The 12,650-nt window shown below is 65.7% G+C and carries 13 protein-coding genes and 3 tRNA genes; 5 read left to right on the plus strand and 11 right to left on the minus strand.

The features are described 5' to 3' along the window. Window positions 1-4 precede the first annotated feature (4 nt). The 9 genes from BLV60_RS06490 to folC form a co-directional block, all read right to left on the minus strand. Window positions 5-81, minus strand: a tRNA-Asp gene (locus BLV60_RS06490). Between the two features lie 70 nt (window positions 82-151). Next, window positions 152-227, minus strand: a tRNA-Glu gene (locus BLV60_RS06495). Window positions 228-278: 51 nt separating this feature from the next. Then, window positions 279-354 (minus strand) — tRNA-Ala (locus BLV60_RS06500). 36 nt (window positions 355-390) lie between these two features. Beyond that, on the minus strand, window positions 391-1,779 hold the full coding sequence (gltX, locus tag BLV60_RS06505) for a glutamate--tRNA ligase (protein WP_093051675.1): 1,389 nt from the start codon (window positions 1,777-1,779) through the stop codon (window positions 391-393). A gap of 7 nt (window positions 1,780-1,786) precedes the next feature. Continuing rightward, complete coding sequence (locus BLV60_RS06510; protein ID WP_093051678.1) at window positions 1,787-3,007, minus strand: O-succinylhomoserine sulfhydrylase; 1,221 nt, start codon at window positions 3,005-3,007, stop codon at window positions 1,787-1,789. Window positions 3,008-3,018: 11 nt separating this feature from the next. Beyond that, window positions 3,019-4,521, minus strand: a complete 1,503-nt coding sequence (purF, locus tag BLV60_RS06515; RefSeq protein ID WP_093051681.1) for an amidophosphoribosyltransferase — start codon at window positions 4,519-4,521, stop codon at window positions 3,019-3,021. A gap of 12 nt (window positions 4,522-4,533) precedes the next feature. Then, window positions 4,534-5,019, minus strand: coding sequence for a CvpA family protein (locus BLV60_RS06520; RefSeq protein ID WP_093051684.1), 486 nt, complete (start codon window positions 5,017-5,019; stop codon window positions 4,534-4,536). Window positions 5,020-5,040: 21 nt separating this feature from the next. After that, on the minus strand, window positions 5,041-5,916 hold the full coding sequence (locus tag BLV60_RS06525; protein ID WP_093051687.1) for an SPOR domain-containing protein: 876 nt from the start codon (window positions 5,914-5,916) through the stop codon (window positions 5,041-5,043). Window positions 5,917-5,977: 61 nt separating this feature from the next. Continuing rightward, window positions 5,978-7,285, minus strand: a complete 1,308-nt coding sequence (gene folC, locus BLV60_RS06530; RefSeq protein WP_093051690.1) for a bifunctional tetrahydrofolate synthase/dihydrofolate synthase — start codon at window positions 7,283-7,285, stop codon at window positions 5,978-5,980. Between the two features lie 36 nt (window positions 7,286-7,321). Between folC and BLV60_RS06535 the strand changes: the two genes are divergently transcribed. The 4 genes from BLV60_RS06535 (at window position 7,322) to argG (ending at window position 10,134) form a co-directional block, all read left to right on the plus strand. After that, window positions 7,322-7,675: an ArsC family reductase gene (locus BLV60_RS06535; protein ID WP_093051693.1), complete on the plus strand. Its 354-nt coding sequence runs from the start codon at window positions 7,322-7,324 to the stop codon at window positions 7,673-7,675. 58 nt (window positions 7,676-7,733) lie between these two features. Beyond that, entirely contained in the window at window positions 7,734-8,318 is a 585-nt protein-coding gene (locus BLV60_RS06540; protein WP_093051696.1) for a glycine zipper 2TM domain-containing protein, read from the plus strand. 125 nt (window positions 8,319-8,443) lie between these two features. Continuing rightward, the gene (locus tag BLV60_RS06545; RefSeq protein WP_093051699.1) at window positions 8,444-8,770 is read left to right on the plus strand and encodes a pyrimidine/purine nucleoside phosphorylase; all 327 of its coding nucleotides are present in this window, start codon (window positions 8,444-8,446) and stop codon (window positions 8,768-8,770) included. A gap of 23 nt (window positions 8,771-8,793) precedes the next feature. Further along, window positions 8,794-10,134: an argininosuccinate synthase gene (gene argG, locus BLV60_RS06550; RefSeq protein WP_093051703.1), complete on the plus strand. Its 1,341-nt coding sequence runs from the start codon at window positions 8,794-8,796 to the stop codon at window positions 10,132-10,134. Window positions 10,135-10,208: 74 nt separating this feature from the next. Here argG and BLV60_RS34305 read toward each other — a convergent pair whose 3' ends face one another. Further along, a complete protein-coding gene (locus BLV60_RS34305) occupies window positions 10,209-11,051 on the minus strand; it encodes a glycine-rich domain-containing protein (RefSeq protein WP_093051705.1) in 843 nt (280 codons plus the stop codon). A 7-nt stretch (window positions 11,052-11,058) separates the two neighbouring features. Then, the gene (gene murB, locus BLV60_RS06560; protein ID WP_093051708.1) at window positions 11,059-12,111 is read right to left on the minus strand and encodes a UDP-N-acetylmuramate dehydrogenase; all 1,053 of its coding nucleotides are present in this window, start codon (window positions 12,109-12,111) and stop codon (window positions 11,059-11,061) included. Window positions 12,112-12,156: 45 nt separating this feature from the next. On the opposite strand from murB, the gene BLV60_RS06565 reads away from it, so the two are divergent. Next, the gene (locus BLV60_RS06565) at window positions 12,157-12,642 is read left to right on the plus strand and encodes a YajQ family cyclic di-GMP-binding protein (RefSeq protein WP_093051716.1); all 486 of its coding nucleotides are present in this window, start codon (window positions 12,157-12,159) and stop codon (window positions 12,640-12,642) included. The last annotated feature ends 8 nt before the right edge of the window (window positions 12,643-12,650 follow it).

Below are 12,650 nucleotides of genomic sequence, written 5' to 3' on the forward strand. Positions count from 1 at the left end.
TGACTGGCGGAGTGGACGGGACTCGAACCCGCGACCCCCGGCGTGACAGGCCGGTATTCTAACCAACTGAACTACCACTCCTGGTAGACAACGTTCGCTCGTTTGACGGAGCCAAGTGTTGCCACTTGTGCCTGCTTCACCGAAGTGAAACTGGCGACCCTACGGGGATTCGAACCCCGGTAGCCACCGTGAAAGGGTGGTGTCCTAGGCCTCTAGACGATAGGGTCAAAACCTTGGACGTGCTGCGATCAGCACTTCATACCTTCTCGACACTTTGATGGTGGAGGTAAACGGGATCGAACCGATGACCTCTTGCATGCCATGCAAGCGCTCTCCCAGCTGAGCTATACCCCCGTGTGGGTGTCGAGCCTCGAATTATAGCCCGATTTTTCAGGCCTTTTTCAATCGCTCGATAACTTTTTCGCGGGAAAAAATTTCGAGCACTGAATCGAGGGACGGTGTCTGCGATGTTCCCATCACAAGCACTCGTACTGGCATCGCTAACACCGGCATTTTCAATGCATGTGTCGCGAGAACTTCTTTGATGATAACTGCGATCGAGGCCTTATCCCAGGCAGCCGTCGTCAATTTTTCTGCGAGCGTTGCGATCGCTGGCTTCACTGCATCAGTGATGTGCTGCGCACGATCGGCATCGCTCACGTTGATGTCCGCATAGAACGCCGCAGCCCAGTCGGCCAATGCCACCGTGGTGTCACAACGGTCCTTGAACAGCGCGCAGATCGCAGGCAAACGCTCGTCGGCCGCGATGCCACGCTTTTGCAACTGTGCTGCAACAAGCGGTGCGAGTTCGTCGCCGCTCTTCGCCTTGATGTACTGCGCGTTGACCCATGCGAGCTTGGCTGCATCCCACTGCGCGGGGCTCTTCGACAGGTGCGAACCGTCGAACCAGCTCACCATCTGTTCGCGCGTGAAGAGCTCGTCGTCGCCGTGGCTCCAGCCGAGGCGCGCGAGGTAGTTGAGCATCGCCTCGGGCAGGTAGCCGTTGTCTTCATAGGCCGTGACGCTCACAGCGCCGCGGCGCTTCGACAGCTTCTGCCCGTCGTCGCCGAGGATCACGGGCACATGGCCGAACTCGGGCAACGGTGCGCCGAGCGCACGGAAGATGTTGATCTGCCACGGCGTGTTGTTGATGTGCTCGTCGCCACGGAACACGTGCGTGATGTTCATGTCCCAGTCGTCGACCACCACTGCGAAGTTGTAGGTGGGCACACCGTCGGGCCGCAGGATGATGAGGTCGTCGATCTCGCGATTGTTGATGGTGATCTCGCCCTTGACGAGGTCGTTCCACGTCACGTCGCCTTCGGGCGGATTGCAGAAGCGCACAACAGGCGGCACGCCTTCGGGCACGGGCGGCAGCACCTTGCCCGGCTCGGGACGCCAGCGGCGGTCGTACAGCGTCTTTTCGCCGCGTGCGCGTTGCGCCTCGCGCATCTCGTCGAGTTCGGCCGGCGTGCAGTAGCAGTGGTAGGCCGTGCCGGCCGCGAGCATCTGCGCGATCACTTCGCGATACCGCTCCAGGCGCTGCATCTGGTAGATCGGGCCTTCGTCGTAATCGAGGCCGAGCCAGTGCATCGATGCGAGGATCTGGTCGGTCGAGTCCTGCGTGGAGCGGGCCACGTCGGTGTCTTCGATGCGCAGCACGAACTCGCCGCCGTGGTGGCGCGCATAGGCCCACGAGTAGAGCGCAGTGCGGGCCGTGCCCAGGTGAAGAAAGCCGGTGGGAGACGGTGCGATGCGGGTGCGAACTTTGCCGGTCATGAATCAATCAGGTTGTCAGGGTGCTCAGGCCGCGCTGCAGGTCGGCCGTGATGTCGTCGATGTACTCGAGGCCGACCGCGAGGCGGATCAGCCCCTGGCTGATGCCTGCGGCCTGGCGCTGCACTTCGGTGAGGCGCCCGTGCGAGGTCGTACCGGGGTGCGTGATGATGGTCTTGGTGTCGCCGAGGTTGGTCGCGATGCTGACCACGCGCGTGCTGTTGATCACGTGGAAGGCATTGGCGCGCGCCGTCTCGGGGTCATTGCCGACCACGTCGAAGGACACGACCGCCCCGCCCTGCCCCGCCTGCTGGCGCATCGCCAGTTCATGCTGCGGATGCGAAGCGAGCCCCGGGTAATAGACGCGTGCGATGCCCGGCTGCGCTTCGAGCCATTTCGCAACGGCCAGTGCGTTCGCACATTGCGCCTGCATGCGGATGCCCAGCGTTTCCATGCCCTTGAGCACGACCCACGCATTGAACGGCGACAGCGCCATGCCGGCGGTGCGCACCACGGGGCCGAATACGTCGACGATGAGCTTCGATGGCCCGCAGATCGCGCCAGCCATCACTCGGCCCTGGCCGTCGAGGTACTTGGTGCCCGAATGGATGATGAGATCGGCGCCCAGTTCGGTGGGGCGCTGCAGCGCCGGCGTGCAGAAGCAGTTGTCTACGGCCAGGAGCGCGCCCGCGCCGTGTGCCAGATCGGCGAGCGCCCGGATGTCGCACACCTCGGTCAGCGGATTCGTCGGGGTTTCGGCGAACAACAGCTTGGTGTTGGGCTTCAGCGCCGCGCGCCATTCCGCCACGTCGGTCTGCGAGACGAAAGTGGTTTCGACGCCGAACTTGGCGAACTCCTTGCCGAACAGGTTCAGCGTGGAGCCGAACACCGAGCGCGAGCAGATCACATGGTCGCCGGCCTTCAGCAGGCCCATGCACATCATGAGAATCGCGCCCATGCCCGTCGATGCGCCGATGGCGGCCTCGGTGCCTTCGAGCGCTGCAAGGCGCTGCTCGAAGCTCGCCACCGTCGGGTTGGACGTGCGCGAATAAGTGAAGCCCGCTTCGGTGCCCGCAAAGCGGCGCGCCGAGGTTTCGGCGTCGGGCTGCACGAAGCCGCTCGTCAGGAACAGCGCCTCGGAGTGCTCGCCGTGCTGGCTCGGCGCCAGCCCGGTGCGCAGCGCGAGCGTGTCGCGATGCAGTCCGGGCGGCAGGGTTCGTTCGTCGGTCACTTCTTGGGCTCTTATTCGCTGTGGTTGGGGAGCGCGAGACGCGAAGAGTCTTCTTCGGTCTCTTCGACGCGGGGACGGTTGCCGTTCATGCGCGAGATGGCGTCGGTGTCGATGTCGCCGGTCACGTACACACCGTCGAAGCACGAGGCGTCGAAGCCGTCGAGCTTGGGGTTGAGCGAGCCAATGGCGCGCTTCATGGCGTCGACGTCCTGGTAGATCAGCGCGTCGCAGCCGATCAGTTCGCGGATTTCTTCAATGGTGCGGTCGTGCGCCACCAGTTCGTCCTTGGTCGGCATGTCGATACCGTAGACGTTGGGGTAGCGCACCGGCGGCGCGGCGCTGGCCAGGTAGACCTTGCGGGCGCCGGCGTCGCGCGCCATCTGCACGATTTCGCGGCTGGTGGTGCCGCGCACGATCGAGTCGTCGACCAGCAGCACGTTGCGGCCCTTGAACTCGCTGGCGATCACGTTGAGCTTCTGGCGCACCGACTTCTTGCGCACGCCCTGCCCCGGCATGATGAAAGTGCGGCCGACGTAGCGGTTCTTCACGAAGCCTTCGCGGTACGGCACGCCCAGCAGGTGCGCGAGCTGTGTGGCGCTCGGCCGGCTCGATTCGGGAATCGGGATGATCACGTCGATCTGGTTCGGCGGCACGGTCGACACCACGCGCTTGGCCAGCGTTTCGCCGAGGTTCAGACGCGCCTGGTAGACCGAGATGCCGTCGAGCACCGAGTCCGGACGCGCGAGGTACACGAATTCGAAGATGCAGGGGTTCAGCGTCGGCGCTTCGGCGCACTGCATCGAATGCACGTTGCCTTCGAGGTCGATGAACACGGCCTCGCCCGGGTTGATGTTGCGTTCGAACACATGGCCCGAGCCTTCCAGCGCGACCGATTCGCTCGCCACCATCACTGTGCCGTCGGCGCTGCGGCCCATGCACAGCGGGCGAATGCCGTACGGGTCGCGGAAAGCGAGCAGGCCGTGGCCGGCAATCAGCGACACCACGGCGTACGAGCCGCGCAGGCGCTTGTGCATGTTCTTGACCGCGGCGAACACTTCGGCCGGGTGCAGCGGCACGCCGCGCGAAGAGCGCTCGAGTTCGTGCGCCAGCACGTTGAGCAGCACTTCGGAGTCGCTCTCGGTGTTGGTGTGGCGGTGGTCGGTGGAGAACAGCTCCGAGCGCAGCGCATGCGCGTTGGTCAGGTTGCCGTTGTGCACGAGCACGATGCCGAACGGCGCGTTCACGTAGAAGGGCTGGGCCTCTTCCTCGCTGTACGCATTGCCGGCGGTCGGGTAGCGCACCTGACCCAGGCCCACGTTGCCCGGCAGCGCACGCATGTTGCGCGTGCGGAACACGTCGCGGACCATGCCCTTGGCCTTGTGCATGAAGAACTTGCGTTCGAGCAAGGTCACGATGCCAGCGGCATCCTGGCCGCGATGCTGCAGGAGCAGCAGCGCGTCATAGAGCAGCTGATTGACGGGTGCGCTGCTGACAACGCCGACGATTCCACACATGAACGATTCCTCTCAGGGCAGGTAGCTTGCCAACTTTTCAGGCAGCGAGGGTTTGAGGCCCTGCAATGCCGCATCGAGAACAATGGCGCTGCGCGACTCGTGCCACCAGGCACTGTCGCTCAACACCAGCAAATGAACAACGACGGCCAGCACGAGCAGGGCCACCGCACCCCGCGCCGCTCCGAACGCTGCTCCCAAAATCCGGTCCACCGGCCGCAGACCCACGACCGTGATCAACTTGCGCGTGAGCGCGGCCACCAGGCCCACGCCGAACACCACCGCCACGAACACCAGCACGAAGGCCAGCGGATAGCGCCACGCCCCCTGCGGATCACCGAACGGCAGCCATGCCGCCACACCGGAAGCCAGCCACTGGGCTGCAATGAAGGCTGCCACCCAGCCGATCAGCGAAATCACTTCGAACACCAGCCCGCGCATCAGGCCGAACAGCATCGACACCCCGATGAGCGCGACGGCGATCCAGTCGAGCAAGGCCACGGCAACAGCTGGCGACGGCTCTTACAACGTGAGGATCGCGGCCGACAAAGACAAGCCCTTGACCTTCTCCGCCGCGCGGTCGGCCTCGGCACGTGAACTGAAGGGGCCGACACGCACACGCGTGCGTTCGCCGTCGGCAGTCTTCGCCACGTGCACATAGGTCTTGAGGCCGGCTTTTTCGAGCTTCTGGCGCACTTCGCGCGCCTTGTCAGCATCGGCGAAAGCGCCCACCTGCACCACGAAGCGGCCACCTTCATCGGAAGCGGCGGGCTTGGCAGCAGTGGTGACGGGCTTGCCTTCGAGCAGCGCACGGGCTCGGGCGCCGTCGTCCGAGGCGGCCGACTTGGGCTTCGCTTCGGGCTTGGGGTCAGGCTTGGCTTCGGGCTTCGGCTTGGGCTCTGGTTTGGGTTCCGGCTTGTGTTCGGGCTTCGGCTCCGGTTTGGGCTCGGGCTTGGGCTTCGGTTCAGGCTTGGGCTCGGCGGCCGCGACGGGCGGCGTGCTGGGCACGGGCTTGCCGGAATCGATCACCGTGCCGTCGGCGGTCTCGGTGATCATGCCGCCGGACGAGGGCGATGCCGAGGCCACGCGCGAGCTGCTGTTGTCGGGTGCAACCGGCGCGGTGCTCGTGGCGGGTGCCGGCGTGGCGGGCACGGGCAGCGGCTTGACCTTGTTGCGGTCGGGAATCTCGATGGGAATGTCGACCGACACGGGCCGCGGCTGCGTATCGAACAGCAGCGGGAAACCGATCACGCCGAGCAGCACCAGCACCGCTGCACCGAGCAGCCGGTGGCGCGCACGCCGACGCATGGTTTCGACACTTTCCGCGGGGACAGCGGCCGGGGCGCTGCGTCCTTCGTTGCCTTGTGGGCCGCGCGTGCGGAACTTGAAAAACGCCATGAAGTTCGATCCCTGAAGGAGTGCAGCGAGGTGGTGCCAGATGGTATGGACAGCCCGACGATCAGCCGCCTGGCAGCAGGTGTTTGGCTTGCAGCCGGGGGGTGCCGTTTTCGACCACGCCACCCACGGTGAAGAACGATCCGAAGACCACGATTCTATCAGCGGGCCCCGCCTGCTCGATGGCTGCGCGCAACGCTTCCATCGGGCCCGCGTACACGCTGCCTGAGGCATCGGTGCGCGTGTTCTGCGCCTGCCAGCTGGCCAGCAGGTCGGCCGCCTTGGCCGCGCGCGGGGTGGGCAGGTCGGTGAAGTACCAGCGGTCGATCAGCGGCCCGATGCGCGCGAGGATCGGTGCGAGATCCTTGTCGGCCATCACACCGAACACGCCATGCGTGGTGGGGTAGAAGCCCATCGCATCGAGGTTCTCGGCCAGCGCGGCCACGGCATGGGCGTTGTGTGCCACATCGAGCACCAGCGCCGGCTCGCCCGGCACGATCTGGAAGCGGCCCGGCAACTCGACCATCGCGAGCCCGTTGCGCACGGCCTGCGCCGTGATCGGCAGTTGCGGGCGCAGCGCTTCGAGCGCCGCAAGCACGCCGGCCGCATTGATGAGCTGGTTGGCCCCGCGCAACGCCGGATAGGCCAGCCCGCTGTAGCGCCGCCCACGGCCCGACCAGCCCCACTGCTGCTTGTCGCCCGACACGTTGAAGTCGGTTCCGAAGCGCCAGAGGTCGGCGCCGATGGCGTTGGCATGGTCAATCACGCTCTGCGGCGGCATCGGGTCGCTCACGATGGCGGGCTTGCCCGGGCGCAGGATGCCGGCCTTCTCGAAGCCGATGCTTTCGCGGTCGGGTCCGAGGTATTCCATGTGGTCGAGGTCGATGCTGGTGATGACCGCGCAATCGGTGTCGATGATGTTGACCGCGTCGAGCCGCCCACCCAGGCCGACTTCGAGGATCGCTACGTCGGGCTTTTCCTCGATCATGCAATGCAGGATGCCGAGCGTGGTGAACTCGAAGTAGGTCAAGGGCATGTCGCCGCGCGCCTTTTCCACCACTTCGAAGCTTGCTATCAGTTTGGAAGCATCGACGGCTTCGCCCTTGAGCCGCAGCCGCTCTTCGAAGCGCACCAGGTGCGGCGAGGTAAACACCGCCGTGCGATAGCCCGCGTGCGTGAGGATCGATTCGAGCATCGCGCAGGTCGAGCCCTTGCCGTTGGTGCCCGCCACCGTGATGACGGGGCAGCCGAAGCGCAGGCCGAGGCGCTGCGCCATTTCTTTGGCGCGCTCGAGCCCGAGTTCGATGTTCTTGGGATGGAGTTGCTCGGCGCGCGCGAGCCAGTCGTTAAGGGTTTCCATGGAGGCCGGCATTGTCGCCGACCCGCCGCTCGGGGCATCATCGCGGCCATGACAACCCTATACGGCATCCCGAACTGCGACACCGTCAAGCGCGCCCGCGCCTGGCTCGATGAACATGGCGTGGCCTACACCTTCCACGACTTCAAGAAACAGGGCGTGCCCGAAACCGAGCTCGACCAGTGGCTGAAGAAGCCCGGCTGGGAGGCCCTGGTCAACCGCAAGGGCACCACCTGGCGCAAGCTGGACGACGCCACCCGAGAAGGCGTGGTCGACGCCGGTTCGGCCCGCGCGGTGCTGCTGGCCAACCCCAGCCTGATCAAGCGGCCGGTGGTCAACTGGGGCCCGAAAAAGCCCGTTACGACAGGGTTCGACGCCGAATCCTGGGCTGTCAACGCCGTGTAAACCCCGGAACCCGACCTACAGCCCGGCGTCAAACCGCGATCTGCAGGAGAGACACACCATGAACAAACTCGTTTTTCGCACCCTCGCCGGCATTTCCGTGGCCGGCACGCTGGCCGCGGGCACCGGCGTCGTGCACGCCCAGCAGAACCAGGTGGTCCAGGCCCGGGTGATTTCCGCCACCCCGATCCGCGAAACGACCGGCAGCGACGTGAACTACAACGTCACCTACGAATACAACGGACGCCAGTACACCACCCGCATGAACAGCCAGCCCGGCGCGACCATTCCGATCCAGGCCAGCGGCTACGGCGTGACGACCTCGCCGGTGGCGCCGCAGTCGCAGGTGCAGACCTATCCGGTCGAGGCCAACAACGGCGGCTACGCCCCGCAGTCCGGAGGCTCTCCCTGGGACAACGTAGTGCCCGAACCGGGCGTAGTGGTCTCCAACGCCCCCGCCCCGGTCTACCAGCCGGCGCCGGTATATGCCGACCCGGTCTACGTGCAGCCGGCCTATGCGTACCCCTATGCCTATCCTTACGTCTACCCGCCGGTCGGTATCTCGCTGAACCTCGGCTATTCGCGCGGCTGGGGCGGCGGCTACCGTGGCGGCTGGGGTGGCGGATACCGCGGCTGGCACCGCTGAGCCACCGGCCGGCGGCCCAAGCCGCCCGAGCCCCTAAAATCGAGGACTTTTCCAACCCTTGACGGGTGCGCCGCTGGTGCGGTGCGTCCTCGATTTGCCGACCGCCCAGGCGCCGGCGCCACCCAATGACGACGACTACCGACACTCTGAACAGCGCCGCAGTGGCCACCAAGGCCAATGTGTACTTCGACGGCAAATGCGTGAGCCACAGCCTCACGCTCGCGGACGGCACGAAGAAATCGGTCGGCGTGATCCTGCCGTCCACCCTCACCTTCAACACCGGCGCCCCCGAGATCATGGAAGGCACCGCCGGCAGCTGCGAATACCTGCTGTCGGGCACCAGCGAATGGGTGGCCTCGGGCCCCGGGCAGAAGTTCAGCGTGCCGGGCAACTCCACTTTCCAGATCCGCGTGAGCGGCGAGCCCTACAGCTACATCTGCCACTTCGGCTGAACCGCGAACCCGGGAAACCTGACATGTCGACCATCCTCCAAAACGTTCCCGCCGGCCAGAAAGTCGGCATTGCCTTCTCGGGCGGCCTGGACACCAGCGCGGCGCTCCACTGGATGCGCAACAAGGGCGCGATCCCCTACGCCTACACCGCCAACCTCGGCCAGCCCGACGAGCCCGACTACGACGAGATCCCGCGCAAGGCAATGCTCTACGGCGCCGAAAATGCCCGCCTGATCGACTGCCGCGTGCAACTGGCCAACGAAGGCATCGCCGCCCTGCAGGCCGGCGCCTTCCACGTGACCACCGCCGGTGTCACCTACTTCAACACCACGCCGCTGGGCCGCGCCGTCACCGGCACCATGCTGGTGTCGGCCATGAAGGAAGACGACGTCCACATCTGGGGCGACGGCAGCACCTACAAGGGCAACGACATCGAGCGCTTCTACCGCTACGGCCTGCTGACCAACCCCAACCTCAAGATCTACAAGCCCTGGCTCGACCAGGTCTTCATCGACGAGCTGGGCGGCCGCGCCGAAATGTCGGCGTTCATGCAGAAGGCCGGCTTCGCCTACAAGATGTCGGCCGAAAAGGCCTACTCGACCGACTCGAACATGCTCGGCGCCACGCACGAGGCCAAAGACCTCGAGCACCTGAACAGCGGCATCCAGATCGTGCAGCCCATCATGGGCGTGGCCTTCTGGAAGGACGAAGTCGAAGTCAAGCGCGAAACCGTCTCGGTGCGCTTCGAAGAAGGCGTGCCCGTTGCGCTGAACGGCGTTCGCTACGCCAACCTGGTCGACCTGATCCTCGAAGCCAACCGCATCGGCGGCCGCCACGGGCTGGGCATGAGCGACCAGATCGAAAACCGCATCATCGAGGCCAAGAGCCGCGGCATCTACGAGGCACCCGGCCTCGCGCTGCTGTTCATCGCCTACGAGCGCCTCGTGACCGGCATCCACAACGAAGACACCATCGAGCAGTACCGCGACAACGGCCGCCGCCTCGGCCGCCTGCTGTACCAGGGCCGCTGGTTCGACCCGCAGGCCATCATGCTGCGCGAAACGGCGCAGCGCTGGGTGGCGCGCGCCATCACCGGCGAAGTGACGGTCGAACTGCGCCGCGGCAACGACTACTCGATCCTGAACACCGAATCGGCCAACCTGACGTACAAGCCCGAGCGCCTGAGCATGGAAAAGGTCGAGGGCGCGTTCACGCCGCTGGACCGCATCGGCCAGCTCACGATGCGCAACCTCGACATCGTCGACACGCGCGAGAAGCTCGCGATCTACACCCGGGTCGGCCTGCTGTCGTCGGGCGAAGGCGCTTCGCTGCCGAAGCTGGCCAACGACGGCGACGCAAGCTGATCGTTGCCTCTCCAGCGAGGCAGAAACGACAACGGGCCCCTCGGGGCCCGTTTTTCATTGGTGCGCTGCGAGGGTCAGTCCCCACCGCCTCCGCCGCAGCCGCCGCCACACCCACCACCGCCGTCGGACGAGCCGCCCCCATCGCCGGAGCCACCATCGCCGCCACTGCTCGACGACTCGCTGCCGCCGAACCCGCCGGCATCACCCGCGCTGCCACCATCCGACGAAGACGATTCCCCGAAGCTGGTGCCGCACTGGGCGTCCGAGCCGATGTACCGCTCGACCGCCCGGCAGTCGGGCACGTAGTGAAAGCCGCCGTCGATCGCGAACTTGACGTCCAGCGCAAACAGCAACGGCAAGCGCGCCGGCTTGCGCGGATCGATGCTCTCCTCCTTGCAGGCCCAGTACCAGGTGCGGCGCAGGCCGTCGTTGCGCCGGGCATCCTTGCCCAGTACCTCGGCCGGGCTGTGGTGCAGCATGCCGCCGAAGGCCGCCTTGCACCAGTTCTGGTAGCCCTGCGTGTGCAGGATGAACTCGTGCCAGGCCGTGTCGACCACCTTCGAAGGCATCGCCACGAACTTGCGCTCGCTGCGCAGGTGCGCCATGAAGAACTGGCGCAGGCCGCGCAGCACCAGTTCGGCGTCGCGCCGGCTGAGCTGCGGATGCGCCTCGCACAGCTTGCCGACAAGGAATGGCGGCAGCCGCGCTTCGCGGATGAACTGGCGCCGCAAACTGGTTTCGAGGAACTTGAGCACCGCCGAGAACAGCAGCGCCACCACAATCACGGCCACCACCGAGCCCCAGCGGCGCGAGCCCAGGAACAACGCAAGCAGCGCAATAAGCGGCACCGCCCGCCGGGCCCATAGCAGCGCGCCGATGCGGCGGCGGAAATTCAGGTGCAGGAAGTCGAGATCCATGCTGTCGTCAGACCACCACCGGCTCCGGCTCCAGCCGGATGCCGAAGCGCTCGTACACGCTGGTCTGGATGGCCTTGGCCAGGGTCATCACCTCGCCGCCCGTCACCGGGTTCTCGCGGCCGCCGCGGTTGACCAGCACCAGCGCCTGCCGCTCGTACACGCCAGCGTTGCCCACCGACTTGCCCTTCCAGCCGCAAGCATCAATGAGCCAGCCGGCTGCCAGCTTGATGCTGCCGTCATCCATCGGGTAGTGAACGATCTTGGGGTCGCGCGCGATGATGTCCGCGCACTGCTCGGGCGTGACGGTCGGGTTCTTGAAGAAGCTACCGGCGTTGCCCAGCACGCGCCAGTCGGGCAGCTTGGCGCGGCGAATCGCGCAGATCCAGTCGAAGACGTCTTGAGCGCTCGGCGTGAAGTTGCCGGTTTCTTCCATCTTTCGTTCGAGGTCGAGGTAGCCGACCACGGCCTTCCACGGCTTGGGCAAGCGAAATCGCACCCGGGTGATCACCGCCCTGCCCGCCAGGCCGAAGTCGTTCGGGCCGCTGCGCACATGCTTGAACACTGAATCGCGATAGCCGAAGGCGCATTGGGCGGCGTCGAGCGTGAAGCTGCGGCCGGTTTCCAGGTCGAAGGCGTCGAGCGAATCGAAGCGGTCTTGCAACTCGACCCCGTAGGCGCCGATGTTCTGCACCGGAGAGCCGCCCACCGTGCCCGGAATGAGAGCCAGGTTTTCCAGCCCCGGGTAGCCGTTGCGCACCATCCACTCGACGGCGTCGTGCCAGATCTCGCCGGCACCGGCCTCGACGATCCAGGCGCGCGGCGTTTCTTCCACCAGCCGCAGGCCCTTGATCTCGATCTTCAGCACCAGCGGCTTGACGTCGCCCGTGAGCACGATGTTGCTGCCGCCGCCCAGCACGAACCGGGGCGCGTCGCGCCATGCCGGATCGGCGCGCAGCGCGACCAGGTCGGACTCGCCCGCAATGCGCGCCAGATGCTGCGCACGCGCGACGATGCCGAAGCTGTTGTAGGGCTGCAGCGGGACGTTGGACTCCACGATCATGGGAGAATTGTCGCATCCAGCACCAGTGAATTCAGGAGAGAGTCCATGCCGTCCTTCGATACCGTCTGCGAGCCCAACCTGCCCGAGGTGAAGAACGCGGTCGAGAACACCGCCAAGGAAATCGGAACGCGCTTCGATTTCAAGGGCACGGCCGCTGCCGTCGAGCTCAAGGACAAGGAGATCACCATGATCGGCGACGCCGAGTTCCAGCTCGTGCAGGTGGAAGACATCCTGCGCAGCAAGCTCACCAAGCGCAGCGTCGATGTACGCTTCCTCGACAAGGGCGATGTCCAGAAGATGGGCGGCGACAAGGTCAAGCAGGTCATCAAGGTCAAGAGCGGCATCGAAAGCGAGCAGGCCAAGAAGATCACCCGCATCGTCAAGGACAGCAAGCTCAAGGTGCAGGCAGCCATCCAGGGCGACGCGGTGCGCATCACCGGCGCCAAGCGCGACGATCTGCAAGCCGCCATGGCACTCATCAAGAAGGACGTGCCGGACATGCCGCTCACGTTCAACAACTTCCGCGACTGAGCGGCTCC

It is taken from the genome of Variovorax sp. YR634 (genome assembly GCF_900106655.1).
Classification (GTDB): domain Bacteria; phylum Pseudomonadota; class Gammaproteobacteria; order Burkholderiales; family Burkholderiaceae_C; genus Variovorax.

What these genes read in the sequence shown, in the direction of transcription:
- gltX (WP_093051675.1), bottom strand. Translation starts at nt 1,779, where the DNA reads ATGACCGGCAAAGTTCGCACCCGCATCGCACCGTCTCCCACCGGCTTT.
- purF (WP_093051681.1), bottom strand. Translation starts at nt 4,521, where the DNA reads ATGTGTGGAATCGTCGGCGTTGTCAGCAGCGCACCCGTCAATCAGCTG.
- BLV60_RS06525 (WP_093051687.1), bottom strand. Translation starts at nt 5,916, where the DNA reads ATGGCGTTTTTCAAGTTCCGCACGCGCGGCCCACAAGGCAACGAAGGA.
- folC (WP_093051690.1), bottom strand. Translation starts at nt 7,285, where the DNA reads ATGCCGGCCTCCATGGAAACCCTTAACGACTGGCTCGCGCGCGCCGAG.
- BLV60_RS06535 (WP_093051693.1), top strand. Translation starts at nt 7,322, where the DNA reads ATGACAACCCTATACGGCATCCCGAACTGCGACACCGTCAAGCGCGCC.
- BLV60_RS06540 (WP_093051696.1), top strand. Translation starts at nt 7,734, where the DNA reads ATGAACAAACTCGTTTTTCGCACCCTCGCCGGCATTTCCGTGGCCGGC.
- BLV60_RS06545 (WP_093051699.1), top strand. Translation starts at nt 8,444, where the DNA reads ATGACGACGACTACCGACACTCTGAACAGCGCCGCAGTGGCCACCAAG.
- argG (WP_093051703.1), top strand. Translation starts at nt 8,794, where the DNA reads ATGTCGACCATCCTCCAAAACGTTCCCGCCGGCCAGAAAGTCGGCATT.
- BLV60_RS34305 (WP_093051705.1), bottom strand. Translation starts at nt 11,051, where the DNA reads ATGGATCTCGACTTCCTGCACCTGAATTTCCGCCGCCGCATCGGCGCG.
- murB (WP_093051708.1), bottom strand. Translation starts at nt 12,111, where the DNA reads ATGATCGTGGAGTCCAACGTCCCGCTGCAGCCCTACAACAGCTTCGGC.
- BLV60_RS06565 (WP_093051716.1), top strand. Translation starts at nt 12,157, where the DNA reads ATGCCGTCCTTCGATACCGTCTGCGAGCCCAACCTGCCCGAGGTGAAG.